A 26192-nucleotide genomic window follows, 5' to 3' on the forward strand; every position below is an offset into this window, starting at 1 on the left:
ATCGCAGGCGGGAGCAGTCGAACGGCAGCCGCCCCACCTTGGAATCCGCTAGTGAGCGAGCGGTCGGCTTGTCGTAGCGCCGTGTGCGCCGATTGCGGCCTTCAAGGTATCCGAAGGCCGCATGCCGAACAGCTTGCGGTAGTCCGTTGCGAACTGGCTCAGGTGCCAGAAGCCCCAGGCGGTCGCCACGTCCTGCACGGAACGCGAATCGCGCGAGGCGTTGCAGAGATCGCGGCGCGCGCCGTTCAGGCGCAGCGCGCGCACATAGTGAGCGGGCGCCATGCCGAGCACGTCCTGAAAGCAATACTGCAACGTACGCCGGCTCACATGCAGACGCTCGCAAAGCTCCGGCACGCCGACCGCGCGGTCCCGATGCGCCAGGACATAATCGCGCGCCTCGGAGACAATCGACTGACGCCGCGCGCGAACCGGCATCGCCATTTGCCCGGGGGACGCAGGCAACGCGCCGGCGTCGAACAGCGACGCAAGCACCGCCGCCTGCAGGCTGTCGCACGCGGAGCGCGATAAAGGCGCACCGCTTGCCGCGCTGCGCTTGAGCAGCGCGCGCAACGAAGCGCACAGGCGCTCCTTGCGATCCGCGCCGATGGACACCACCTCCTTGTCCGGCAACGCATCGGCGAGGCTCACCTGCTCCACTTGCGCAGCGTAGCGACGCAACGCGTCGCCCTTCACGACCACGCCAAAAATCTCATAGCCCGACGACGTCAGCAGCTCGAATTCAATGCCGCCTGGACGAAACGCGAGAGCGTCGCTGCCGATCATCTGCGCGTCGATGCGGCCGGCGCCGGCACCACGCGTCGGAATGCCGAACCAGTAGGCGTCTTTCTGCACCTCGCAGGTTTGCCGCAACGTGTGGCTCGTCGTTTCGACGAACACCTGCATGTCATCGAGGCACAACTCCGTCAGGCCGCCTACGAAACTGCCCGAGGCCAACTGGTCGTAGGTTTGATGCCACCCTTGAAGGTTGCGCGCCTGTTCGTCCGCGTCGTGAGCAATGCGGGTCTGCACGCGAAAGCCCGCCTGCGCTGCAGGCACGGGAGCGGCGCCGGGGGTCGAGCTGACGGCGCTGTCGCTGAGGGATTCGATCGTCATGGCCAATCCGCGCGATGGAATATCGAAGAACAGAACAAGGCAAGTCTCATGCCGATGATAGGCGCGCGGTCACAGCACCGGTTGCTCCAGCATGGGCCAGCGCGCTGTTCAATTCGTGAACAGCAACACTTGTGTTGATCCGAAACGACGCGCCTGTGCGCCGTTGATCCGGCTTGCAGCCCTTGCTTCGGTGCGTGCGTGCCTGCCGTGCGTGCACGTCTCACCAGCCGGGTGCATTGGCATGGTTCTGGCTCTACGGGTGTCGCGGCCAGCTTCAACGGATTGCAACCGAGCGCGACATCGCGCCGACTTGAGCCCATTCAAACATGTGAGGAGCACTGAGATGAATCACGCGGAGATGCAGTTTCTGACGACCGAATTCCCGTACAAAAAGCAGTATGCGAACTTTATCGGCGGGGAATGGGTGAAACCCGTGGGGGGCGAGTACTTCGACAACGTATCGCCCATCACCGGCGAGCCGTTCACCTCGATTCCGCGCTCGCGTGAAGCAGACGTGGAACTCGCGCTGGATGCAGCGCATCGCGCGAAGGCCGCGTGGGGCAAAACGTCGACGACGGATCGCGCGAACATTCTGAACCGCATTGCCGATCGCATGGAAGCGAACCTGCAACGCCTCGCGGTTGCCGAAACGATCGACAACGGCAAGCCGCTGCGCGAGACAATGGCCGCAGACATTCCGCTTGCCATCGACCACTTCCGCTACTTCGCCGGCGCCGTGCGCGCGCAGGAAGGCTCGATCTCCGAGATTGACGACGACACGGTGGCCTATCATTTTCACGAGCCGCTCGGCGTGGTCGGCCAGATCATTCCGTGGAATTTCCCGATCCTGATGGCGGTATGGAAGCTCGCGCCCGCGCTAGCGGCCGGCAATTGCGTCGTGCTCAAGCCAGCTGAGCAAACGCCCGCGTCGATTCTCGTACTCGTCGAACTGATTCAGGATCTGCTGCCCGCCGGCGTGCTCAACGTGGTGAACGGTTTCGGTCTGGAAGCGGGCAAACCGCTAGCATCGAGCAAGCGCATCGCGAAGATCGCGTTCACGGGCGAAACCACGACGGGCCGCCTCATCATGCAGTACGCGAGCCAGAACATCATTCCGGTCACGCTGGAACTGGGCGGCAAGAGCCCGAACATTTTCTTTGCCGACGTGATGAATCAGGACGACAGCTACTTCGACAAGGCGCTGGAAGGCTTCGCGATGTTCGCGCTGAACCAGGGTGAAGTGTGCACATGCCCGTCACGCGTGTTGATCGATGAAAAGATCTACGACCGCTTCATGGAACGTGCATTGAAGCGCGTCGCGGCCATCACTCAAGGTCATCCGCTGGATACGAAGACGATGATCGGCGCGCAGGCTTCGCAGGAGCAGTTGGAGAAAATCTTGTCGTATGTCGATCTCGGCAAGCAGGAAGGCGCCGAGTGCCTGATCGGCGGCGAACGCAACGTGCTGGGCGGTGAGCTGAGCAAGGGCTATTACGTGAAGCCGACCGTGTTCCGCGGCAACAACAAAATGCGCATCTTCCAGGAAGAGATTTTCGGGCCGGTGGTTTCCGTCACCACGTTCAAGACCGAAGAAGAAGCGCTCGAGATTGCCAACGACACGCTGTACGGCCTGGGCGCCGGCGTCTGGACGCGCGACGGCACTCGCGCCTATCGCTTTGGCCGGCAAATTCAGGCAGGCCGCGTGTGGACCAACTGCTATCACGCGTACCCGGCCCACGCCGCGTTTGGCGGCTACAAGCAATCGGGCATTGGCCGCGAAAATCATAAGATGATGCTCGACCACTATCAGCAGACCAAGAACCTGCTCGTCAGCTATAGCGAGAAACCGCTCGGCTTTTTCTAAGCATCAACCCCGGCGATTGTGCCGAGGCGAGCCGCGTTGCGCGGCTCGCTTCATTGCTGCGAGGACCTATGATGGCGGACGAACAGGAAGTGGCTCGCGTGATCGCAACGCCCGCCGCAGTGGAGTTGATAGACACGTTGCGCGCGCAACATGGCGATGTACTGTTCCATCAATCCGGCGGATGTTGCGACGGCAGCGCGCCGATGATGTTTCCACAAAGCGAGTTCATGATCGGCGCGTCCGACGTGAAGCTTGGCACTCTTGCGGGCGTGCCTTTTTACATGAGCGATTCGCAGTTCGAGTACTGGCAGCATACGCAATTGATAATCGACGTGGTGCCGGGCAACGGCGGCATGTTCTCGCTCGAGCGGCCGACCGGTTTGCGTTTTCTCACGCGCTCGCGCCTATTCGACGACGGCGAGAACGCGTGGCTCGCAGCGCACCCTGTGCAGCGCGGCGATGCGTGAATTGGCTGCTAGGTCGCGCCGGCGTTTGCGTCGGGGCTCGCCGGCTCTGATTGCCGGTGGGTGCTCGCCGCGCCGCCGATCGCGGCCGCGGCCGCGGCAGGCGCGGCCTGTAGCAACGCATCGCTGTCATCTTTCAGTCCGACGCCGGTAAGGCCGAGGCGCCGTGCATGCGTGAGCAGATAGTGCAGCTTGTGTGCGGCCAACGGATAGTCGAGCCCTTCAGGGCGCACGTTGGAAATGCAATTGCGCTGCGCGTCGCTGCAGCCCACTTTCGGCGCGTACGTCAGATAGATACCGAGGCTATCAGGCGAGCTCAGCCCTGGCCGCTCGCCAATAAGCATGACGACAATCTTCGCATGCAGCAACTCGCCGATCTCGTCGCCAAGCGCAACGCGTGCCTGCCGCGCGACGACGACAGGGGCGATTTTCCAATCCGCGAGTCGCAAAAGCACGGCTTGCAGCAGCGGCACCGCCTGCTTCGATGCAGCGAACGCAGACAAGCCGTCTCCGATCACGAACACCAGATCCGGTGATTCGTCCTTTAGCTGGGCGAGCGCGGCGCGGCTTTCTTCCGATAAGCGGCGGCCAAGATCGGGACGCCGCAGGTAATGCTCGCGATCGGGCGCGGCGCTGTGCACGTCGAGCGTTCGCAACGACAGTGCGTGCAACTGCTGATGCAATGCCTCCGTATCGAGCGGATGATGCACGGCATCGCGCGCCTGTGCATGCGAAAGATTGAATGCGAGCAAAGGCGCAGTGGGCACGCTGTTGCCCGCGCGGCCCAACGCGATGCGCGCGTTGGTGAACTGGCGCAGCGCATTCCACGGGTTCTTGTCCACAGAGTCGCTCATGCCATACCCATCCAGTCGCGCGCGCCTTCCAGCAGCGGTTGCTGTGTCGATGCGCTCAGCAACGCACCGCGTGCGTCGGTAATCTGCATCGACTCAAGCCATTCCTCGAATTCAGGCGCGCGGCGCAAGCCGAGCACGTCGCGCACATACAGCGCGTCGTGAAACGACGTGCTTTGATAATTGAGCATCACGTCGTCCGCGCCCGGAATGCCCATGATGAAGTTGATGCCCGCCACGCCTAGCAGCGTGAGCAGGTTGTCCATGTCGTCCTGATCGGCCTCCGCATGATTCGTATAGCAGATGTCGCAACCCATCGGCACGCCGAGCAGCTTGCCGCAGAAGTGGTCTTCGAGACCCGCACGCGTGATCTGCTTGCCGTCGTACAGATACTCGGGGCCGATGAAACCCACCACGGTGTTCACGAGAAACGGATTGAACTTGCGCGCGACCGCATAGGCGCGCGCCTCGCACGTCTGTTGATCGACGCCGAAATGCGCGTCCGCCGACAACGCGCTGCCCTGCCCGGTTTCGAAGTACATCAGGTTGCTGCCGACTGTGCCGCGCTTGAGCGAAAGTCCTGCTTCATACGCTTCGTGCAGCAGCGCGAGCGAAATGCCGAAGCCGGCGTTGGCTTTTTCCGTGCCCGCAATCGACTGGAAAACGAGGTCCACGGGCACGCCTTTTTCGATCGCGGCGATGGTGTTGGTGACGTGCGTCAGCACGCACGACTGCGTGGGCACCTGGTAGCGCTGGCGGAAGTCGTCGACCATTTGCAGCAGCCGGGTGATCGCGGCGAGGTTGTCGCTCGCCGGATTGATGCCGATCATCGCGTCGCCGCAACCGTACATGAGGCCGTCGAGCATGGAGGCCGCGATGCCTTTGACGTCATCCGTCGGATGATTGGGTTGCAGGCGCACCGACATGTGGCCCGGCAAGCCGACGGTGTTGCGAAAGCGCGTGATAACCGGACGTTTGCGCGCGGCCGCAATCAGGTCCTGATTGCGCATCAGCTTCGAGACGGCCGCCACCATTTCCGGCGTTAGGCCCGCAGCGATGCGTGTGAGCGCCTCGGCGTCCGTCGACGTGCTCAGCAGCCAGTTGCGAAAATCGCCCACCGTCAGATGCGAAATCTCGGCGAATGCCTGCGGCGAATGATCGTCTATCACGAGCCGCGTGACCTCGTCGCTTTCGTAGGGAACGAGCGCTTCGTTCAGGAAAGTGCGCAACGGCACCTGCGCCAGCGCCATTTTCGCGGCGACACGCTCCTCCTCGCTCGCCGCCGCAACGCCCGCGAGCTGGTCGCCGGAACGTTGCGGGCTGGCCTTCGCCATGAGTGTTTTCAGATCGGCAAAGCGATAAGTGCGGCTGCCGATTGTCTCCGTATAGCTCATTCGTTGCGACTCCAGCTTGCATGTACCGCGCCGCTGCGCACAGCGACCGGGTTCGTCATTCTTCGAGCAGTGCGTCCGCCGGCGCGGCCTCGCGCTGATGGCGCGTCAACAGGAAATAGACGTAGCCAAGTGCGAGGAAGATGGCGAACACCACGGCCACCAGAAAGTTGAAGTACACCATGGTCGCCAGACAGATTACCGCGGCCACCAGCGCGAAGCCTGGAAAGAGCGGAAAAAGCGGCGCGCGGAACGGACGCTCCATGTCCGGTTCGGCGCGACGTAGCTTGAAAAGCGACAACATGCTGATGATATACATCACGATAGCGCCAAACACGGACATCGTCACGATGTTCGCCGTGAGCGTCTGGCCGCCGAACTGGATCAGCTCGTCGCTGTAGATCGCCGCGATGCCGATGACGCCGCCCGCCACGATCGCGCGATGCGGCGTCTTGAAGCGCGGATGCACTTTCGAAAGCCATTCAGGCAGATAGCCCGCGCGCGCCAGCGCGAAAATCTGCCGAGAATAGCCGAGGATGATGCCGTGAAACGACGCGACCAGACCGAACAGACCGAGCCACACGAGCATGTGCATCCAGCCGCTATTTTCTCCGACGATGAACTTCATCGCTTGCGGCAGCGGGTCGTTGATGTTCGAGAGCTTCGTCCAGTCACCCGCCGCGCCCGCGAACACCATCACGCCGATGGCGAGCACCACCAGGGTCAGAATGCCCGCCACGTAGGCGACGGGAATGGAGCGCCTCGGGTTTTTCGCTTCTTCAGCGGCCATCGCGACACCTTCGATCGCGAGGAAGAACCAGATTGCGAACGGAATCGCCGCGAACATGCCGTTAAAGGAGCCCATGCTGAAAGTGTCTGCGCCGGCCCAGCCGCCTTTCGTGAAGTTCGACCACTGAAAGCCGGGCGAAACGACGCCCATGAACACCAGCAGCTCGAAAATGGCGAGCAACGTCACGCAAAGCTCGAATGCGGCGGCGATCTGCACGCCGACGATGTTCAATGCCATGAAGACGAGATACGCGCCCATTGCCGCGTGTTTTGGTTCGAGCCCCGGAAACTGCACGTGCAGATAGGCGCCAATGGCAAGCGCAATGGCCGGCGGCGCAAACACGAATTCGACCAGCGTGGCCGCGCCCGCGAGATAGCCGCCGGTCGGGCCGAACGCGTGACGCGCGTAGGCGAAGGGGCCGCCGGCATGCGGAATGGACGTGGTGAGCTCGGTGAAGCTGAAAATGAAGGTGGTGTACATCGCGGCGATAAAGATCGCCGTAATGACAAAGCCGAGCGTACCCGCGCTCGCCCAGCCGTAGCTCCAGCCGAAATATTCGCCGGAAATCACGAGGCCGACCGCAATGCCCCAAAGTTGCCACGTGCCGAGCGTCTGCTTCAACTCGTGATGCGTGACTTTACCGACGTGCTGACTATTGGACTCTGATTTCATCGGACGCTCCCGGAGTTTGCCGCTTGCTCGACGCCGCAAGGCTTTGCGGTGCGTGGACGGGCAGGCTTTCGCCGATGGTAGTGAGCCATTATTCGAGGTGTTATCGAAATTCGGCAAAGTTCGCGAACGGTTTGGGGGCGACGGGGCTTGGGTGAGTCAGGGGGTAGGGTTCGTGAAGATTGCGGGTTGCGCGTTTATGTGGCCGCGTGTTCAGGTGCGTCTCTGGTTTTTATAGTCTTTGTATATGTATACGTAGTAATAGTTAACAAGCGCCGCGCTCGCCTGTGGATAACCGCAAAGCTCGGTTTCGGATCAAGCGCTTGCGGCGGCGATAACCTTGGGCGGCCAACGTGGATAGCCGGATCGAACGAGGGAAAAGTTTTGCCGCGGCTCGCTAGGCGGTGCAGTTGTCAAGGTTTGTCCCACAGGATGCGGAACGGGTTTTACAGGGGTTGTGCAGAGGGAGGTGTGGATAAGTGGGCGTGCGGAGAGCTCCATTGGCACAGCGCAAAGCGGATCCAGAATCCCGCCCGGCTGTCCTCGCCCTGTCAGGTACCGGGAATGTCTGGAATGCCGGCATGAACCGGACCAGGAACTTGCGCGCATCCCAACTGACGCAGTTCCTGGCGATGTCGATAGCGCCGTTTTGCTAGTCCGCCACCAGCACAGGCTTGAGATGCTCCCTTTGGAGCTTTCTCGGTACGCCGATCATCACGAGGTAGATGCGCACCAGCAGGCCGGCAAACCAGAGCGACACTGGCATGCCCAGCACCGCCAGCGCGAACAGCACGCCGTTCGTCCCGAAGTTCGAGGACAGCAGCCGCCCCAGGATGAGATAGCACGGGGCGATACCGAAGACGATATAGGAATAGATTCTCGGGAAAGGGGAGCGTTCTTTATGGAGCCGCTCGAACAATGCCATTCCTGCTTGCTTTCGATAATGGAATCCGGAAGCGCTCTCTTCGAAGGCCCGTTTGACGAAAGAGGTTTGGGTGATCGTATTCATCACCGCTTGCCTTGACATGACCGCCCAGTACAGCGTCAGCATCAACCCACCGAGCAGGCCCGGCCAACGCAGATGCGGCGCCATGGGTGCAAACAGGAAGTAGTAGAAATAGGCGAATATGCCAAAGAAGAAGTACATGGCAAATGTCGCAACCGAGAGCACCAGCCCGGACACCCACAACAGGTTCGAACGGCGGTACATGATCGAGACAGCGAAGGGTACGAAGAGGCAAATCAGCGTAACCAGCACGCCTATTTTCCAGGGCCATCCGGACACCGCAAGATCGTCTGCATATGCCGCGTACGACACGCCGGTTGCAAGCGTGGGAAAAATGAAATTCACCGGCGTGGCTTTCTTCGTCATCTCCCAGACTGCGTCTTTCAGTTCTGTCTCGGGCTTTGTCATCGATTGCGATCGTGGCATCTGGACTCGCTTTCCGGTGAGTGCCGTCTTACGGCATGTACATCATGGGGTACTGATCATAGTCTTTGGGCATGGACTTTTCCAGGTATTCGGCCGCGTGCTTGATCGACTCGCCAATTGATCGAAACCATGACGTGACGTGCTCAGTGGCGTGGGTTTTCTTGTCTAGCCAGTCGAGTCCGTAACCTACTGCGATTGCGACAACGATAGTTCCCACGACGATTGCCGCTACCGGCAGTGCGACGGTTCCCGCGAGTAGTGCCACGGCAGCGCCTACCGCGACGGACGCAATCGCCGCGCTCAATCCCGCTTTCGCAAGGTCGATCCCAATCTTGCCTAACAGGTCCGCGATGTCTTTCTTTCTCTTTCCGTCCGGACCGATGTCCTCATAGTCGTGCAGCCATTCAGCCGTGTCGAGGGTGATGGTAAAAATCAACGCGATCAAGCCGGCCTTCTTGAAGGCTCCTTTGGACCCCTCCCAAGCAGCGGCTGCACCCGACGCTGCAGTACCGGCTCCCCCGGCAATCGTCAGGACCTTTTCGTTCTGCACGCCGTATCGCGCAGCGGTCACCAACTTTCGCAATCGCGGGTTGCCGGTGAAGACAACGTATGTTCTTTCTCCTACGTTCTTGTGAACGATCTTCATCAATCGGAACTTCTCTCTCCAAAGCTCCTGGATCCACTGCTTGTTGTCTTTCAGAAAGGCCGTCGCACCGGCGAGCTGTCCTATTAGCCAATTACGTGTTGCAATGTTGTTGGTGTCAATGGCCGTGTCTTCCGAGCCGCCCGCAGCCAGTGCGTCCATTACCTGTTTCGGGATTGAACTCTTATCGACTTCGAAGACATGAGCTTCCTGTGCTGGCTCGACTGTGGTACCAGGCGCCAATTTGATTGGCAGGGGACACGACCAGAGTTGCTCCGCACGCAGTGGATCGAACGCACCCGCGGGGCGCAGATACTCGGGAATTGCGGGTTGCGGATAGGTGAGCAGGGGCGCTGCGTTAGTCTGTTTCGATGATGCAGAGGCCGTTGGTAGATGCGCGGCGTGATTCGTACCGATGGCAATGATGATCGGCTCTGGCTTGGCTTTTGGAGAAGGGTCGGTGTTCGCCAAACCGAACGTCCGCATCGAATAGCTCTGATACGCCTTGCCATTCTGTTTGAGTGTGAGTTGGCCCTTGAAATCCCTGCTGATCCAGATGTGGTAGCGCTGACCGTCCTGGAACTGTCCCTGCTTGACGCGCTTCTTCCTGGCTACGTCGTAGATCCAGTCTTCGCTTGCCTCGACGGTGTAGGTTGCGCCTTTTTTCACCTGAATATCGAATATCACGTCGCGATGCTTGCGCAACAGAACGGTGAGATCCGTTTCGGCCCAGCATTCGACGGGCTCGCCGGGTAGATCGATGCATACGGTATGTTGGATCAGGGGACGGTCGCCCATTGTCATTCTCCGCTTCGCTTGACTTGATCTGCGACAAACTTGCCGAAATCGATGCCCTTCAGTTCGCCTTTGCCCTCGCCATCGAGAACGACGGTATGCAGCGCGCCGTGCTCCGAAGCGAGCTTGATCGGTTCACCTTGCGGCACGTTGCCCTCCGCGTCCATGTAGCGGATTCGCATGTCAGCCTTCTTGCCTTCTGCGTTGAAAGTGCGATCGAGACTTGTTGGGCCAGCAAAGGAATGTTGGCTGCCTTTGATGTCGATCTTTCCCGGCGCATGAATTTCGATGTTGCCGCCGGAAATGCGCACGTATGCGCCGCCCGAAGTGAGAAGAATCTCCTGCTTGGCTGCCGCGTCGATCGACTCAGTCGCGGAGAGTAATTTCAGCGTCTTCTGGGCGGTGATTTCAAGGTTATCGCCTTGTGCCTGAATCTCCACCTTGCCTTTTGCCGCAAACAGCTTCATCCCCGCGTTCTGCGCGAACAGGCTGATCTTCTGCGCAACGCTCGCGAGCAGCGACTTGCCGCTCGCAATGTGCGTGCTCTGACCGCTCACCACGTTCACATGCTCATTCGCCGCGATATGCGTGGACTTCTGTGTCGACATCGCGATGCCTGCCGGCGTCGCGAACAGCATGATCGGCTCCTTGAACCCGTTCGCCTCACCGGTGCCGCCGCCCGCCGTGTTGCCACCGCTGCCGCTCGCGCCCTCAACGCGGTCCTGCGTGGCGTCGGCAAACGACTTCAGCGAATCGTGACCTTCCATCAGGCTCTCCGCCTGATGCGTCTCGCTCGCCTCGCTGAGTGCCCCGATCACGCTCCCCGAATTCTCGAGCTGGCTCTTCGCCTCGCCTGCGTCAAGCGGCTGCCTCGATGCTCCCGTCGTTGGATGCGTCGATACATACAGCCCCTGCCCCGCCCGCACCGCGCCATACGCGTCCGACTTCAGATCAAAGCCGCTGCCCAGATACGCCCCGCGCGTGTTGCCGCTGTGCGCAATCAGGTAGCCCAGATGCAGTTGCGAGTTCGCGCTCGTGCTGTAAAGCTGCACCCGGTTCTGACCGGTGGCATCGTCCATCACCAGCTGGTTGTAGCCGCTGCCCTGGTACTCCTTGGACCGGTAGCCCGAGAGGATGCCGTTCGAATGCCACTGCGGCGTCTTCGCGCCGTTGTACACGCGCCCCGTGACGATCGGCCGGTCGCAGTCGCCGTCCAGGAACGACACGATCACCTCCTCGCCGATGCGCGGCACGTGCACCGCGCCGTAATTGCCGCCCGTGTCCGATTGCACCACCCGCAGCCAGCACGACGCCTTCTCGTCGCCCGGATTCAGCCGGTCCCAGTGCATCTGCACCTTCACCCGGTTCAGCGCGTCCGTGAACACTTCCTCGTTCGCCGGGCCCACCACGGTCGCCGTCTGCAGATGCATGTCCGGCTTGCGATGCTCCAGCGGGCTGCGAAACGGCACGCTCTTGCGCTGCGCCTCGACCGTGGCCATGAAGAAGCCTTCGCTGCCGTCGGCCGATCTGACCACCAGCGCCGCTTCGTTCGCGTGCTGCGCGCGCGCCGCAGCAATCTGCGCCTTCAGGCTGTGCGGGAAGTCGGTCATGCCCGAGGACACCGGCAGGTTGTTCTCGATCACCCACCGCACGGCAAGCACCGCGAACTGCCGCTCCTGTTCGCTGCCGCCGCTGTGCTCCGGATGATTCTCCAGCACGAACCAGCGGCCCGCATCGAGCCGCCGCACCGCGCCCACGCCATGAAAGCGCTTGGCGCGCGACTCCCACTCCTCCATCTTCACCTTCGAGAGCTGCTCGCCGCGCTCCTGCTGCCCGTACGTGTACGCGCCCGTGTACTCGTACACCTCCGCCTGCTGCGGCAGATCGCCCTGCGTCGAGAGCGTCGGCACGCTTGTGCCCTTCGGGTTGGCCGCCGACGACGGCCACTTGTAGTCGAACGTGCGCGTGGTGAGCGTCGTGCTCTGCAGCGTGCGCGTGCCGCTCCACTGCACCAACGCGTCGGTCTCGCTGTTCGTGCCCGAGCGGTAGAACGGCACCGCCTGCGGCGAGAGCGCCGGCAGGCTGCCGATGTCGTCGGTAATTACCAGCGTATGCGATTGACCGTCCTCGGCCTGTTCGAAATAGCCAAACAGGCCCTCGGTTTCCATCAGCCGGTGACAGAAATTCCAGTCGTCCTCGTATTGCACGCAGAAAGAATGCGGCGGCAATGGCTTGCTCAACGCGAAACGGAACGCGCCCTGCGCCTGCGGATGCAGGTTGAATACGTCGGTGAGAATCTCATCGACGCTTTTATCCTGCCAGATTCGCGCGTCCTTGCGAAAGCGCAGGAAATGCATCCACGACACCAGCCCGATCTGGTAACTGGTAATTGCGCCGTCCGCGCCCAGACGGCGGGCGGTATGGACATAACCGTGGTGTGCGGCATACGACTGGTCGCTTTGCTGGATCCACAGCGTGACGGGCTGCGCAATCAGCGATTTGAGCTCGATACTGTCGCTCATGGAAACCGCGTCCAGCGTGAATTCATAATCGCGGCCAATTCGCGACACGCCCACCAGCCTTTGCGGCAACAGCGTATTGCCGCCCAGCGGCGTATCCAGTTTCAGCAGCCGGTCACTTTGCAACAGCCCGCCTTTTATTGCCGCGATTATGTCCTGCGCGCCCATACCGCCTCTTTTTATGCAATGCGCGACCCCGCGCTATCGCGCGATAATACAAATATCAGGCAGTTACGGCAATCATGGAAGCAGAAACAAATGTTAAATCGGAATTTGTTTCTCCGTTTCTTAGTTTGCGGGGCAATCGGTAAAATCAAGCCAACCGTCGGAAAGCACTGAGTGGATGATGGATAGACACAATAACCGCCAGCGGTAATTCATAGCGCATCCCGGCAATCACGATGTCGAGGCACGCTTTCATGAGATTTGTGAGCCAGAGAAAGCGCTGCGCCGCGAGCCCGATTTGTGGCGGCTTAGGTACCGCTAAAATGAAAGCAACCTCTTACGCTTGTGTCGACATCATCTGTTGCGAAGCGACGAGTCGAGGGGGCGGATGGCAGCCACAGATACACAGATCGTCGCTCAATGCGGCGTGCCGCCCATCTGGCGAAGTCATGATTTGCCTCGGCCCGTCGCACTGAATTTTGCCTGTCGTATTGCAGGACGGACACGCCACAGGATCGCCTTCGTGAGCGACGTCTTTGTCGCTCAATCGAATAGAAGTCGCTGCGGCATGAACGACGCCATTAGCTGTCGTCTTGTCGCCGTTCAGAATCAGATATCGTTTCATAGTGTCCCTTAGGAGCCAGGCATTAGTCGGGTGCCGCCGTGCACCTATTGTCTCTACGCAAAGCAACGAATTATCGAGTTACCTGGAATACCCGATGCTGAGCAACACGAGCATAGACCGCTGATCTGCACGCACCGATATGGTCCCCCACTCGAACGCAAACGTGTCGGCCCCAAGCGAAGTGGAGACGGGAATGGTTCGCGCTTCTTCTTTAATCAGCTTTGCTAACGTCTTTTTCTCCCGCAGGAGATCATCGTCAGTTGCGGACCAGTCCTGTTTCCGAATGCTTCCATCCTTCCAGATGCAATCGATCTGAGCAAGGCTGCCTAAGCGGAACCGGGCGGAAACAGCAAAGGAGTGTCGCCAAATAACCAGTTTGTCGGTCGCGAAGCTCTCCCACCCGTTCTGTGCGTCAAGTGCGCGCCAGCCCGCTTCGATCACATCTTGCACCCTCGTGCGGCCGGGTGCGAACACGAGCCCCTTGCCCGCATCCAGTTCGCCGGCGGCAAAGCTAAAATGTGTGGACATAGAAGGCGCGCGTCCCGCCGTTCAATCTATGCGCCGTTCGAGACGCCAGCGCACCCAATGCACCTTGCGTTCGCCCAGGCTGTCTTTAACGAGAAGATCTGGCATCCGGTCGCCCGCCATAACTCGCACGGTACTTCCACCGTGTTCGTCCGTGCGCCATTCACCCGATGCCGGGCAGATCGCGCCGGTATGAACCGGGTCTACAGCATTGGGCTCAATCGTATGTGCGCTTCCCAACGGCTTGAGAAAGTACTGCGTCTCGTCCGGAATCGCGCCATCCTTGTAACGCGTATCTTCCCAAAGAAGACGCCAATGTGTCGGTCTCGGTGTGATGCCGAACGCGTTGTCGTCGACGTCCGACAGATTCGGCGCCTCAGTATCCGCGATCAGGTAGTTGAAACAGCCCTCGTTCTCAAACAACTTAGGTCCTGTCGAGAACACGCCAAGCGCGCGGCTACGTTCTATCATGACAGGTTCCCAGATGCCGCCATATGGAACTGCTTGGCCCGATTGAATCACAGGCCCGCTGGTTTCCGGAACTGGAGGCAACACCTCGGGAATTGTCGGGTAAGCGAGTTCATAGAAGCCGTGGTCGTAGCGAGCCGGATTCAGTAGCGAGTCAGCGCTTTCCAGATAGGCGATCTTGTCGTCGGTCCACACCTCCAAGGGCGCGTAGTCCATCTGAAACTGCGAGGCTCGCATAAGCTGATATAGCGCATTGACTTTTTCCGGATAGGGCGCGAACTGGCTTTCGTGCTCCCAATACTTCGGGTTTCGATAGAAGTGATCGCCAAGCACATTGGTTTGCCTGACTGCCCTCTGCAACGGCTGGCCGGCACGCCAGACAAAACGGTGTCCTTTCCCAAGCTCTGCAAGGCCCTTGTCGTAACATGCCAAGATCTCATAGGTTACGGTCAAGTGGTTCGCATCCAGCTCTTCTGCACCGTTTGCCGGATCCGTCTTGATCGCCAGCTCGTAGGCATCTGCGAAAATCTTGAACGCTTGCTGCTTTGCTTTCCAGAGCGACCAACTCGTTAGTCGCTGAAGCAACCAGAAAACCTGGCGACGAATCGCCTCATGTTGCACCTCGAAAGACTTCGATACCGCCTGCAGCGTCGTGCAACCTTTTGTCGACATCGTATGCTTCAAAGGTACCATTTTTCTCGGCGCGTTAACCTATGCCGTTCGGACTTGATCCTTGACGGTCCGAAGGTTCCGGGACGCTCTTTTACCCCTCCTCCGAGCTCCGCCCAAGCAACGTCCATTCGACATAGTGCACCCTACCACGACCTGACCAGTCGTTTATCAGCAAATCTGGCATTCGCGCACCCTTGATGAGATGTACCTGTTGGCCGGGATGGCCCATTGCCGTCCATACTCCCGATGCGGGGCACACGTCACCCGTTTTTGCTGTTATGACGGCGGCGCTCGTTTGGTCCGAGCGCACGGTCGCAGGTGCAGCCAGAAAGTACTCGGACTCGTCGGGGATTGAACCGTCCTTATAGCGATCATCTTTCCACAGCAAGCGCCAACTCACGTCGATTTCCCCGAACCGATCACTAGTCTCATCGACGCGTCCCATCACGCGCGGCGCCCGAGTGCTTTGCACCAGGTAGTTAAAGCAGCCTGCATTCTCACTACTGGCAGCACCGATCGGGATGAGCCCAAGCATCTTCTCGCGGCTGATTATCACCGGCTCCCAAATACCGTCGGCCGGGACGGCGTCACCAGTGCGGATAACGACGCCGGTTGGCTGGGGCACGGGCTGCAACTCTTGTGGAAAAACCGGGTAGCTCAGCTGATAAAAGGGGTAGACGTAGGCCTTAGGATTCAGCAGCGCGCCCGCCGATGTAAAATGGGCTGTAGCGCGCCCATTTGCTGGCACTTCGCACGCGGCGTGCTCGCCCACATACTCACTGCTGCGCATGAGCAGGTTTAGCGCCTCTACCTTTGGCGGGTAAGGCGCCTCCTGAATGCCGCGTTCCCAATAGTCGCCATTGGGGTATAGATAAGTAGCGACAACGTCATAATCCGCCAGCGCTTGCTGGAAGGCTTGGCCTTCACGCCAGATAAAGCGATATCCCCGTCGAAGTTCATCCAAGCCTTTGTTGTAAGCGCTCAGAATGCTATAGATTCGCGGCAAATTGTCCGCGGGCATCTGCTCGGGCTGACTAGAAGGCCAAGTCTTGACCGCATTTTCATACGCGCGCGTGAAGATTTCCCACGCGTCCCGCTTCTTTTCCCAAAGAGTGAAACTTGTCAATCGCTTCAGGAGCCAGAAGACCTGACGGCGCGTCGTTTCATCGCGCATGCTGAACAACTTCATTTGGGCTCCGTGTCTTAATACCGGTTGTCCGAGTTTGCAGTACGTGCCGCGGCAGTGGCGCTGCTATTACTCACCTTGGTCTGGATCTCTTCGGTTCCAAGGCGCCGGGTCTGCGCAGCGTCGCGTACGTTTTCCTCGAACTTGCTGTAGCCATAGACATCTTCGATGTTTGTCCAGTTCGTCGCTCGCAGTTCGACGGTTACACCATTCCTGGAGATGGTGGGCGGCAGCTTCCCTTGCTTGAGCAACTCGCCGGCTGCGGTAATTTCGTCGGCGAGATCGCCGAGATCGACAATGAGTTGGTGGCCACCACCTTCCAGATATTGTGTAGGTACCTCTTTGCCATACTGTTCGGCGATCTGCCCAGACCAGGCCTTCAAATCCATGTGCGCGGGGAGATCGGCAGGAAGGTGAACAATTGCAAGGAACCCATTGCCGTTCCACTCGTCGAGGACGGCGGAGCGGATACGCCATTCCTCTGCGCTTTTGGGTGCCTCGCCAAGGCCCCAGAACGCTGGTTGACGACCGCCGGCCTTACTGCCGCCAGGATAAGGCGCATGTTTCGAGGGATTGCCGAACGCGCGATACAGCTTTTTTCCCGCGAGCTCTTTCGACCCGATTGCAGCAATCTCGCCTGAGAAGGTTGCCACTTTGGTGAAGACCTGTTGATTCCCATAGCTCGCAATCTTTCCTCGGTCTTTCAGGATATCAGGCCAACCCTCGTCAATTTTGGACTGGTACTTACTGATCAACTTGGCCTCAATCTCGCCCCCATCCGCCATGCATTCCGACGACGGAAACCTGCCGCGCCGAATCTCTCGCGCAAGCCGCCGTTCTTCAAGATATGCCTCGGCTTCGCGGCGTACCCTCGGCATCCCCCCGGTCGCAATCTCGTGAATCTCTCCCCGGTACACCATGTTCTGAAGCGTTTTCAGCTTTGCCTCGAATTCGCGCAACGCCTTGGGCACCATTCGGTCCGCCATGTCTTGCAACGAGGCAAACCCCGCGCTCACCTGATCGATTTTACTGCGCCATGCCTCGGGCAGGAGTTTCCCCACGCGCGCCTCGAGAGACTTGCGGATGGCTAGTCGCACCGTCGCGCAGAAGTCCTTCAATTTCCTCAAGATCTGCGCCTCATATTGGGCAACGTTTAGCGCTTTCAACCATTTTGGCGCGTCGCCATGGCCCATCCGGTTGAGGAACTGCACGACTTCGGCCAGAAGTGCATGGTCTTTTGCGGCGACGCCCTCGACTCGTAGCGCTAAACGGCCAACGCCCTTAATCACGCCCCCGACAACAGGTATCAAAGCAAATACAAGAATTACGAGCAGTACCCACTCCATTACCTCCTCGCGCTTTCTCGGATCGGTGCTCAGGTGGATAGAAACAGAAAGGAGGTCTCTCGCGGCCGTCACATCACCCACGAGAGGGATCATGCCGATGGCAGCATCAGTAATAACCTGGCTGATGGTCTGCTTTTCATTAAAGGCGCCTTGTAGCGTCCCCCAGCACCACTGCCCGACTTCCAAAGATGTCTTCTTGAAATCCTCGATGCTCCAGCTCACTTACGCTCCCCCGTGCTTGGCCAACAGCGAATCAATATCGCTTTCGGACAGCGTTTCGCCTTTGAAGTCTGGGTTTTTCGTCAGATCCTTGCGCGCGAACTGGCGCGCGTCGGGTCCGAGCTCAACTTGGATGGAACCCACCGGCACGTCTGCCAAGTGCATTTTTCCGTTAGCATCCAACACTCCTTCGCGCTTACTCCCGTCCGACAGCGTCGCGATGTACTTCGCCCCTTGGACCGGTTCGTCATCGTGATACAGGTACTGCATGGCGGCGTCGTATTTCGACGTCGGCAGTTGGGGCAGCGGATACCCTTTACTCGTCGGCCCATTGAAGCTGTGCTGCGCCCCTTTGACGTCGATCTTTCCCGGCGCATGGATCTCGATGTTGCCACCGGCAATGCGGATATACGCGCCGCCGCTCGTCAGCAGAATGGCCTGGTCGGCGGCGGCTTCGATTTTTTCTGTGGCTGACAGCAAACGGAACGTCTTCTGTGCGGTCAGCTCCACATTGTCCGAGTGCGCCTGAATCTCCACCTTGCCCTTTGCCGCAAACAGCTTCATCCCCGCGTTCTGCGCGAACAGGCTGATCTTCTGCGCAACGCTCGCGAGCAGCGACTTGCCGCTCGCAATGTGCGTGCTCTGACCGCTCACCACGTTCACATGCTCATTCGCCGCGATATGCGTGGACTTCTGTGTCGACATCGCGATGCCTGCCGGCGTCGCGAACAGCATGATCGGCTCCTTGAACCCGTTCGCCTCACCGGTGCCACCGCCCGCCGTGTTGCCACCGCTGCCGCTCGCGCCCTCAACGCGGTCCTGCGTGGCGTCGGCAAACGACTTCAGCGAATCGTGACCTTCCATCAGGCTCTCCGCCTGATGCGTCTCGCTCGCCTCGCTGAGTGCCCCGATCACGCTCCCCGAATTCTCGAGCTGGCTCTTCGCCTCGCCTGCGTCAAGCGGCTGCCTCGATGCTCCCGTCGTTGGATGCGTCGATACATACAGCCCCTGCCCCGCCCGCACCGCGCCATACGCGTCCGACTTCAGATCAAAGCCGCTGCCCAGATACGCCCCGCGCGTGTTGCCGCTGTGCGCAATCAGGTAGCCCAGATGCAGTTGCGAGTTCGCGCTCGTGCTGTAAAGCTGCACCCGGTTCTGACCGGTGGCATCGTCCATCACCAGCTGGTTGTAGCCGCTGCCCTGGTACTCCTTGGACCGGTAGCCCGAGAGGATGCCGTTCGAATGCCACTGCGGCGTCTTCGCGCCGTTGTACACACGCCCCGTGACGATCGGCCGGTCGCAGTCGCCGTCCAGGAACGACACGATCACCTCCTCGCCGATGCGCGGCACGTGCACCGCGCCGTAATTGCCGCCCGTGTCCGATTGCACCACCCGCAGCCAGCACGACGCCTTCTCGTCGCCCGGATTCAGCCGGTCCCAGTGCATCTGCACCTTCACCCGGTTCAGCGCGTCCGTGAACACTTCCTCGTTCGCCGGGCCCACCACGGTCGCCGTCTGCAGATGCATGTCCGGCTTGCGATGCTCCAGCGGGCTGCGAAACGGCACGCTCTTGCGCTGCGCCTCGACCGTGGCCATGAAGAAGCCTTCGCTGCCGTCGGCCGATCTGACCACCAGCGCCGCATCGTTCGCGTGCTGCGCGCGCGCCGCAGCAATCTGCGCCTTCAGGCTGTGCGGGAAGTCGGTCATGCCCGAGGACACCGGCAGGTTGTTCTCGATCACCCACCGCACGGCAAGCACCGCGAACTGCCGCTCCTGTTCGCTGCCGCCGCTGTGCTCCGGATGATTCTCCAGCACGAACCAGCGGCCCGCATCGAGCCGCCGCACCGCGCCCACGCCATGAAAGCGCTTGGCGCGCGACTCCCACTCCTCCATCCTCACCTTCGAGAGCTGCTCGCCGCGCTCCTGCTGCCCGTACGTGTACGCGCCCGTGTACTCGTACACCTCCGCCTGCTGCGGCAGATCGCCCTGCGTCGAGAGCGTCGGCACGCTTGTGCCCTTCGGGTTGGCCGCCGACGACGGCCACTTGTAGTCGAACGTGCGCGTGGTGAGCGTCGTGCTCTGCAGCGTGCGCGTGCCGCTCCACTGCACCAACGCGTCGGTCTCGCTGTTCGTGCCCGAGCGGTAGAACGGCACCGCCTGCGGCGAGAGCGCCGGCAGGCTGCCGATGTCGTCGGTAATTACCAGCGTATGCGATTGACCGTCCTGCGCCTGTTCGAAATAACCAAACAGGCCCTCGGTTTCCATCAGGCGGTGACAGAAATTCCAGTCGTCCTCGTATTGCACGCAGAAAGAATGCGGCGGCAATGGCTTGCTCAACGCGAAACGGAACGCGCCCTGCGCCTGCGGATGCACGTTGAATACGTCGGTGAGAATCTCATCGACGCTTTTATCCTGCCAGATTCGCGCGTCCTTGCGAAAGCGCAGGAAATGCATCCACGACACCAGCCCGATCTGGTAACTGGTAATTGCGCCATCCGCGCCCAGACGGCGGGCGGTATGGACATAACCGTGGTGTGCGGCATACGACTGGTCGCTTTGCTGGATCCACAGCGTGACGGGCTGCGCAATCAGCGATTTGAGCTCGATACTGTCGCTGGTGGAAACCGCGTCCAGCGTGAATTCATAATCGCGGCCAATTCGCGACACGCCCACCAGCCTTTGCGGCAACAGCGTATTGCCGCCCAGCGGCGTATCCAGTTTCAGCAGCCGGTCACTTTGCAACAGCCCGCCTTTTATTGCCGCGATTATGTCCTGCGCGCCCATACCGCCTCTTTTTATGCAATGCGCGACCCCGCGCTATCGCGCGATAATACAGAAAATTACTGGGCCGCCGCAATCGCATATTGAAAAACAAATGTTAAATCGCGGGTTGTCGACGGGTAGTTATTTCCTCACGAAGGGCTATTCGTTCGGCGATTCGGTATAAATGGCTTTGCGGCGCGGTTCCCTTTGTGACCGTGCATTGAAGATTTTCCGCTGACACCCTCAGGCCGTCTCTGATCCAAATGGCTCGGCGCTCTGTGTCCTCACGCCAGATTTGCAAGTCGCAAACTGACGATGCAGCCGCGAAAGACAGCGCCAATTCAGCAGTCCGGTCGCTTCGGTCCGAATCAATCAGAACACGACAATTGCCATGAATGGGTTGATCCAACTCGGGGGGCGACCGGAAACGAACAGACACACTTTCAGTGACTTCGCCAAAACACCGAGTCCTGCACAGCCTGAACTCCACACGGCAGCAACAGATTCACGAACCAATTTTGCAAAAGGCGGGTATCAACTGGCTTAGAGTCGTGCGAGTCACGGGGCAGCGTCTTATGGAATGAGGTTCACACAAGAGGCGTTCCCGACTGCTGGAGTAGATAACCAACCCAATACTGCCTGAATAGTGATTGGTGATGGGCAACAATAAATCCACATATTCAAGTTTGTCGACGAACCATGACAGAGACTCTCTTTAAAGAAGTCCGTTACACCCTCGGCGGCCTGATCGGCGACATCGGGCTTGGTCGAATTGGTCTGCCTGACATTCAACGACCTTTTGTCTGGGCCAATGCCAAAGTAATGCATCCGCATCGCCTTCCGGCCGCAAAGCGGCACTTTTGTCGTTCCCGACGCAACCACGGAACGGGACCCGGAGTACATTCTCGACATCTCCGAGGTATTCGGCCGGCCCACCCATAAAACCGTCGGCGAATATCTGAAGCGCCTCGCAGCTGCCCGCGCGGTGTCCGACGCCGAAGAAGAGAAAATCGCCGACGCTATCGGCAAGCTGGCCGCCCTGACCAACTTCCCCTTCATTGCGCTCGAGCTGTCGCAGCAATGCACCGAAGAACAGGTGGCCGACGTTTTCGTGCGCATCAATAGCGAAGGCAAGAAGCTCAATCAGTCGGACTTCATCCTGACACTCATGTCGGTGTTCTGGGACCAAGGCCGTTCGGAACTGGAAGCCTGCTGCCGGACAGCGCGCCAGCCCGCGCCTGCAGGACAACCCAGTTCTTTCAATCAGATCTTCCAGCCGGACCCTGACCATCTCTTGCGCGTGGGCGTGGGTGTGGCTTTCCGGCGAGCGCGCCTCGAGCACGTGTATTCGCTACTGCGCGTAGGCCCTGATTGCCGGTGTGATTCGCGCCGGGTACGAGAAGTTGTCCCGCGGTGGAGCATGATTGCGCAGCAAGGCGCGCGGGTGGACGACGGATCGCCAGAGGCCGGACGACTCCCTCCAGACATCCCATCAGCGCTGATTCTCCAGCGCCTGTCGCACACCCTCCCAGTCAAGCCGAAAGCGTGCGAGGTACTTGCGCAAGCGATCCGCATCGTTTGGCTGCTTCTTGCCTTGCCGCGACACGGCAAACAGTGCGCGTCCGGCTTCGGACAGACTGCGCGAGACGCGACACACGTCGAGCACTTGCTCGAGCTGCGCGCGGTCGAACAGGTCGAGTTCGCTCGCGCCCGCTCCCAGCACGGCATCGACCATATCGACCAGATCGCTCGTGTCACGCGGCGCGGACCATGTTGCCGACAGTCGCGCCACTTCTTCCTCCGCAATTGCCTCGGTTATGCGGCCCGCGTCTGCAAGCGTCGCCATCCGCGTAACGGACGCGGACAGCTCGCGGAAATTACCACTCCATATTGCGCGTGGAGACGTCGCGAAGGCCACGTACCGTCGCCTGGCTTCAACGTTGAACCGCACGCTTTCACCGTGCTCGCGGCCGAACCGGTCGAGTTCGAATTCCAGGTTGGGCTCCACGTCCTCACGACGGTCTGCAAGGCGTGGCAGTTCGTAGGTCCACAGGTTGATCCGTGCGTACAGATCTTCGCGGAACGTGCCGGCGGCCACCATCTGGCGAAGATCGCGGTGCGTGCCAGCTATCAGCTCGAAATCGCTTGTCACCTCGCTGTCGGACCCCACCGGAAAGAACCGCTTCTCCTCAACCGCCTTCAGCAGCATGGCCTGCTCGTCGAGGCCAAGCTCACCAATTTCATCCAGGAACAGCAGGCCGCCGTCCGCAGCGCGCAGCAGTCCCGCGCGCGCTGCCTGCGCGCCGGTGAACGCTCCCTTTACATGACCGAATAGGGTCGACATGGCGGCGTCTCCTCGCAGCGTCGCGCAGTTGACCTCGATGAACGGGCCTGCAAGCCGATGCCGCGCGCGCTTGAGTTCGTACACGCGCCTTGCGAGAAACGATTTGCCCGCGCCGGTCGGCCCGACCAGCAGCATGGGCGCGCGCGAGCGCGCGGCAACCCGCTCCAATTGCTCGATCAGCGCGTTAAAGCAGGCATTGCGTGTTGCAATGCCCGCCTTCAGGAACGATACCGTTTCATCACGCTCGCGTTGGAAGCGCTGTGCGATCCGGTTGTAACGCGAGAGGTCCAGATCGATTACCGAGACCGCCCCGGGTCCGCTCGGCCCTTCGTCAGTCCGTTGCGGCGGCGCCGTCTGCACGAGCCGCGCGGGCAAATATCGAGCCTCGGCGAGCAGGAACCAGCAGATCTGTGCGACGTGCGTGCCTGTCGTGATGTGAATCAGGTAATCCTCGTGATCGGTATGGAATGTATAAGCACGCGCGAAATCGAGCAACGCGGCGTAGACCTCTTCGAAATCCCAAGGATCGCGAATCGCTAGCGGCGTGAGCCGGACGTCGGTGTGAGGGGACGTTTGCGAGATGTCCTCTTTCACGCGGTTCGCAAGACGGTCGTAGTCCGGCGAGTGCAGCACTTCGAGCCGGTCAATCGGCAGGTCCTTCTGCATGCACAGCGAGACTGTCGGGCGCCACTTCTGCCAGCGACGTGGTGCGCGCCCTCCCTGGTCCAGCACAGTGCCGAGAAAACCTATTGCGACGGTCTTGCGCATGTTTATCTTGTGGGATCGTGATTGATCCTATTGTATAGGAGCCGACGACGGGGCGGCCACCGCGCAGGCGACACGCTTAACCCATGTCGCCAAGTTTTTGGTCGTATTTTCAGGGACTTGGGGCGCATTGCTAGCTGACGGGCCAAACGGTGGCACGGTCTTCGCTCTTACAGGGTCGGTCCAATAGGGTCGCGAGGGAGCGAAGGACGGACAGCGGCGCGCATGAACGGCGCGCCGCTCAGCAAAGAACAAAACGGATGAGAAAAATGAACGAATCGGATTATGAGTTGATGGAACTCGCGCAGGGCAAGCCGGTGAAAATGTGGACGAAAGGGGTCGCAGTCGAAGACGAGGCGCGCACGCAACTGCGCAACACTGCGCAGTTGCCATTCATCTTCAGGCACCTCGCGGTTATGCCCGACGTTCACCTTGGCAAAGGCTCGACGATCGGCAGTGTGATTCCGACCAAGGGGGCGATCATCCCAGCGGCGGTTGGCGTGGATATCGGCTGCGGGATGATGGCCGCGCGGACCACGCTAACAGCAGCGGATCTGCCGGATTCTCTCGCGGGGCTACGCAGCGCTATCGAACGAGCAGTGCCGCACGGTCGCGTGCCGGGACGACGCGATCCGGGAGCTTGGGGCAACCGCACGCCGGCTGCCGTCGACGAGACATGGGCGATGCTGCAACCGGGCTTCCAGCGCATCGTTGACAAGTACCCGAAGCTCGAGAAGACGAACCACTACGTGCATCTCGGCACGCTCGGCACGGGCAATCACTTTATCGAAGTGTGTCTCGACGAAAGCGACAGCGTGTGGTTCATGCTGCACAGCGGTTCACGCGGCGTCGGCAATGCGATTGGCAGCCTGTTTATCGAACTCGCGCAGGACGACATGCGTCAGCACATTGCTAACCTGCCAGATCGCAACCTCGCTTACTTCACCGAGGGCAGCCGACACTTCGACGACTACGTCGAGGCCGTGGGCTGGGCGCAGGATTTCGCGCGGCGCAACCGGCAGGTGATGATGGATGCGGTGATCGGCGCTGCGCGCAAAGTGATCGCCAAGCCTTTCGGCGTGGACGAACATGCGGTGAACTGCCACCACAACTACGTGCAGCGGGAGCGCCACTACGGCGAGGACGTGCTTGTGACACGGAAGGGCGCGGTCTCTGCGCAAAAAGGACAGCTCGGCATTATCCCGGGCTCAATGGGAGCGAAAAGCTACATTGTGCGCGGGCTCGGCAATCCGGAAAGTTTCTGCTCGTGCAGCCACGGTGCGGGCCGGACGATGAGCCGCACGGAAGCGAAGCGCCGCTTCACGGTTGCGGATCAGGCGAAGGCAACAGAGGGCGTGGAGTGCCGGAAGGACGCGGGGGTAGTCGACGAAATCCCGATGGCCTACAAGGACATCGATGCGGTCATGGCGGCGCAGCGCAGTCTCGTTGAAGTAGTGCACACATTGCGTCAGGCGGTATGCGTGAAGGGATAGCGCGCCGCCGGGCTGGAGCCCTGGCGAATACACAATAAAAAGGAAATATGATGACCTGGAAAGAAGAATTGAAGACGGTGCGCAGTGTGCACCCGGTCGCGCCGGATGTACACGCACGCGTGCTCGCTGAACTTGCCGATATCGAGCAGCGTCACGATGTGAGCGTCCTGTTCGCATGCGAATCGGGCAGTCGAGGCTGGGGTTTTGCGTCGCCGGACAGCGACTACGATGTGCGCTTCGTGTATGTACACAGGCGCGACTGGTATTTGCGCGTCGAGCCACAGCGGGACGTGATCGAAAGACCACTCGACGACGTATTGGACGTCAGCGGTTGGGAATTGCGAAAAGCGTTGCAACTGTTGCATCGCTCGAATCCCACGCTGCTCGAATGGCTCGACTCGCCCGTTGTGTATCGTGAGGATGTGCGCTGGTCGCCGAAGCTGAAGTCGCTCGCGTCGGCGTTTTTCTCGCCGCTGCGCGGGCGGCACCACTACCTGTCAATGGCGAAGAAGAACTTCCGCGGATATCTGCAGGGCGAGACGGTTCGCTTCAAGAAATATCTGTATGTGCTGCGGCCGCTACTCGCAACGAGGTGGGTGGATATGGGTCTTGGGATGCCGCCGATGCGGTTTGCCGATCTTGTCGCCGAGACCGTACATGAGCCGGCCGTGCTTGCGGAACTCGACAGGCTGCTTGCACTCAAGATGCAAGCGCGCGAAGGCGATTACGGGCCGCGCCGGCCAGCCATCCACGCGTTGATCGAATCGTTGCTCGCGGACGCGGAGGTTGAGCGCGAGTACAAGCGCCCATGGGGCGACGTGGCAATGCTTGATGCATTTTTGCTGGACGTGCTCGAGGGTGGATGATGAGGAGGGCGGCGCAACGGTTTGGGGGTTGCGCCGTTTTTTTGTCGATCGCGGTTGTGGGGGCTATGCTGACGGAGCCTGTCAGAAATTTTGTGTCCAAGGCATAACATGTACCCAAAGGAGCATGTATGCCAAGCAAACCGAAAGCAGGGTCTGCGCCCCCGCCTGAGCTGCCGGCAATACCAGAGGAGCTCATCGATCAGATCGTGAAGGGGCCGATGACG

Annotated in this window: 19 protein-coding genes; 4 read left to right on the forward strand and 15 right to left on the reverse strand. The window is 60.3% G+C overall.

Translation table 11 applies throughout. From position 1 onward, the window contains the following. Nucleotides 1-48 precede the first annotated feature (48 nt). Complete coding sequence (locus tag JNB89_RS29325) at nt 49-1113, reverse strand: helix-turn-helix domain-containing protein (protein ID WP_220364526.1); 1065 nt, start codon at nt 1111-1113, stop codon at nt 49-51. A 343-nt stretch (nt 1114-1456) separates the two neighbouring features. On the opposite strand from JNB89_RS29325, the gene adh reads away from it, so the two are divergent. Together adh and JNB89_RS29335 are read left to right on the forward strand one after the other, a co-directional pair. Continuing rightward, complete coding sequence (gene adh, locus JNB89_RS29330; protein ID WP_027213799.1) at nt 1457-2977, forward strand: aldehyde dehydrogenase; 1521 nt, start codon at nt 1457-1459, stop codon at nt 2975-2977. Between the two features lie 71 nt (nt 2978-3048). Beyond that, nucleotides 3049-3444 (forward strand): DUF779 domain-containing protein, encoded by a 396-nt coding sequence (locus JNB89_RS29335; protein ID WP_220364544.1) that lies wholly within the window; start codon nt 3049-3051, stop codon nt 3442-3444. Between the two features lie 8 nt (nt 3445-3452). Here JNB89_RS29335 and eutC read toward each other — a convergent pair whose 3' ends face one another. The 14 genes from eutC to rtcR form a co-directional block, all read right to left on the reverse strand. Next, the gene (eutC, locus tag JNB89_RS29340; RefSeq protein ID WP_220364527.1) at nt 3453-4295 is read right to left on the reverse strand and encodes an ethanolamine ammonia-lyase subunit EutC; all 843 of its coding nucleotides are present in this window, start codon (nt 4293-4295) and stop codon (nt 3453-3455) included. After that, nucleotides 4292-5686 (reverse strand): ethanolamine ammonia-lyase subunit EutB, encoded by a 1395-nt coding sequence (locus JNB89_RS29345; protein WP_220364528.1) that lies wholly within the window; start codon nt 5684-5686, stop codon nt 4292-4294. The genes eutC and JNB89_RS29345 overlap by 4 nt, the downstream gene beginning before the upstream one ends. Before the next feature lie 55 nt (nt 5687-5741). Continuing rightward, on the reverse strand, nt 5742-7145 hold the full coding sequence (eat, locus tag JNB89_RS29350) for an ethanolamine permease (RefSeq protein ID WP_220364529.1): 1404 nt from the start codon (nt 7143-7145) through the stop codon (nt 5742-5744). 649 nt (nt 7146-7794) lie between these two features. Beyond that, entirely contained in the window at nt 7795-8556 is a 762-nt protein-coding gene (locus tag JNB89_RS29355; protein ID WP_223216892.1) for a hypothetical protein, read from the reverse strand. A 46-nt stretch (nt 8557-8602) separates the two neighbouring features. Continuing rightward, nucleotides 8603-10015, reverse strand: coding sequence for a hypothetical protein (locus JNB89_RS29360; protein WP_220364531.1), 1413 nt, complete (start codon nt 10013-10015; stop codon nt 8603-8605). 2 nt (nt 10016-10017) lie between these two features. After that, on the reverse strand, nt 10018-12699 hold the full coding sequence (locus JNB89_RS29365; protein ID WP_220364532.1) for a type VI secretion system Vgr family protein: 2682 nt from the start codon (nt 12697-12699) through the stop codon (nt 10018-10020). 334 nt (nt 12700-13033) lie between these two features. Beyond that, nucleotides 13034-13321, reverse strand: coding sequence for a PAAR domain-containing protein (locus JNB89_RS29370; protein ID WP_220364533.1), 288 nt, complete (start codon nt 13319-13321; stop codon nt 13034-13036). 78 nt (nt 13322-13399) lie between these two features. Then, nucleotides 13400-13849 (reverse strand): hypothetical protein, encoded by a 450-nt coding sequence (locus tag JNB89_RS29375; RefSeq protein WP_220364534.1) that lies wholly within the window; start codon nt 13847-13849, stop codon nt 13400-13402. Nucleotides 13850-13870: 21 nt separating this feature from the next. Beyond that, complete coding sequence (locus JNB89_RS29380; RefSeq protein WP_220364535.1) at nt 13871-14986, reverse strand: Imm72 family immunity protein; 1116 nt, start codon at nt 14984-14986, stop codon at nt 13871-13873. 91 nt (nt 14987-15077) lie between these two features. Further along, the gene (locus JNB89_RS29385) at nt 15078-16175 is read right to left on the reverse strand and encodes an Imm72 family immunity protein (RefSeq protein ID WP_220364536.1); all 1098 of its coding nucleotides are present in this window, start codon (nt 16173-16175) and stop codon (nt 15078-15080) included. Between the two features lie 14 nt (nt 16176-16189). Next, nucleotides 16190-17740, reverse strand: coding sequence for a hypothetical protein (locus tag JNB89_RS29390; protein ID WP_220364537.1), 1551 nt, complete (start codon nt 17738-17740; stop codon nt 16190-16192). Then, nucleotides 17741-20521: a type VI secretion system Vgr family protein gene (locus JNB89_RS29395; RefSeq protein ID WP_220364538.1), complete on the reverse strand. Its 2781-nt coding sequence runs from the start codon at nt 20519-20521 to the stop codon at nt 17741-17743. It lies immediately after the preceding gene. Nucleotides 20522-21215: 694 nt separating this feature from the next. After that, nucleotides 21216-21842 carry a hypothetical protein gene (locus tag JNB89_RS29400; RefSeq protein ID WP_220364539.1) on the reverse strand — a complete coding sequence of 209 codons (627 nt, stop codon included), beginning with the start codon at nt 21840-21842 and terminating at the stop codon, nt 21216-21218. 150 nt (nt 21843-21992) lie between these two features. Next, a complete protein-coding gene (gene rtcR / locus JNB89_RS29405; RefSeq protein WP_220364540.1) occupies nt 21993-23612 on the reverse strand; it encodes an RNA repair transcriptional activator RtcR in 1620 nt (539 codons plus the stop codon). Between the two features lie 266 nt (nt 23613-23878). Between rtcR and JNB89_RS29410 the strand changes: the two genes are divergently transcribed. Then, nucleotides 23879-25102 carry an RtcB family protein gene (locus JNB89_RS29410; protein WP_220364541.1) on the forward strand — a complete coding sequence of 408 codons (1224 nt, stop codon included), beginning with the start codon at nt 23879-23881 and terminating at the stop codon, nt 25100-25102. A 50-nt stretch (nt 25103-25152) separates the two neighbouring features. Then, nucleotides 25153-25968, forward strand: a complete 816-nt coding sequence (locus JNB89_RS29415; RefSeq protein ID WP_431026613.1) for a nucleotidyltransferase domain-containing protein — start codon at nt 25153-25155, stop codon at nt 25966-25968. The last annotated feature ends 224 nt before the right edge of the window (nt 25969-26192 follow it).

The organism is Paraburkholderia phenoliruptrix, from assembly GCF_019511605.1.
In the GTDB taxonomy this organism is placed as follows: domain Bacteria; phylum Pseudomonadota; class Gammaproteobacteria; order Burkholderiales; family Burkholderiaceae; genus Paraburkholderia; species Paraburkholderia phenoliruptrix_A.

Coding starts and splice junctions, on each gene's coding strand:
- JNB89_RS29325 (WP_220364526.1), bottom strand. CDS start 1,113: ATGACGATCGAATCCCTCAGCGACAGCGCCGTCAGCTCGACCCCCGGC.
- adh (WP_027213799.1), top strand. CDS start 1,457: ATGAATCACGCGGAGATGCAGTTTCTGACGACCGAATTCCCGTACAAA.
- JNB89_RS29335 (WP_220364544.1), top strand. CDS start 3,049: ATGGCGGACGAACAGGAAGTGGCTCGCGTGATCGCAACGCCCGCCGCA.
- eutC (WP_220364527.1), bottom strand. CDS start 4,295: ATGAGCGACTCTGTGGACAAGAACCCGTGGAATGCGCTGCGCCAGTTC.
- JNB89_RS29345 (WP_220364528.1), bottom strand. CDS start 5,686: ATGAGCTATACGGAGACAATCGGCAGCCGCACTTATCGCTTTGCCGAT.
- eat (WP_220364529.1), bottom strand. CDS start 7,145: ATGAAATCAGAGTCCAATAGTCAGCACGTCGGTAAAGTCACGCATCAC.
- JNB89_RS29355 (WP_223216892.1), bottom strand. CDS start 8,556: ATGACAAAGCCCGAGACAGAACTGAAAGACGCAGTCTGGGAGATGACG.
- JNB89_RS29360 (WP_220364531.1), bottom strand. CDS start 10,015: ATGGGCGACCGTCCCCTGATCCAACATACCGTATGCATCGATCTACCC.
- JNB89_RS29365 (WP_220364532.1), bottom strand. CDS start 12,699: ATGGGCGCGCAGGACATAATCGCGGCAATAAAAGGCGGGCTGTTGCAA.
- JNB89_RS29370 (WP_220364533.1), bottom strand. CDS start 13,321: ATGAAACGATATCTGATTCTGAACGGCGACAAGACGACAGCTAATGGC.
- JNB89_RS29375 (WP_220364534.1), bottom strand. CDS start 13,849: ATGTCCACACATTTTAGCTTTGCCGCCGGCGAACTGGATGCGGGCAAG.
- JNB89_RS29380 (WP_220364535.1), bottom strand. CDS start 14,986: ATGTCGACAAAAGGTTGCACGACGCTGCAGGCGGTATCGAAGTCTTTC.
- JNB89_RS29385 (WP_220364536.1), bottom strand. CDS start 16,175: ATGAAGTTGTTCAGCATGCGCGATGAAACGACGCGCCGTCAGGTCTTC.
- JNB89_RS29395 (WP_220364538.1), bottom strand. CDS start 20,521: ATGGGCGCGCAGGACATAATCGCGGCAATAAAAGGCGGGCTGTTGCAA.
- rtcR (WP_220364540.1), bottom strand. CDS start 23,612: ATGCGCAAGACCGTCGCAATAGGTTTTCTCGGCACTGTGCTGGACCAG.
- JNB89_RS29410 (WP_220364541.1), top strand. CDS start 23,879: ATGAACGAATCGGATTATGAGTTGATGGAACTCGCGCAGGGCAAGCCG.
- JNB89_RS29415 (WP_431026613.1), top strand. CDS start 25,153: ATGACCTGGAAAGAAGAATTGAAGACGGTGCGCAGTGTGCACCCGGTC.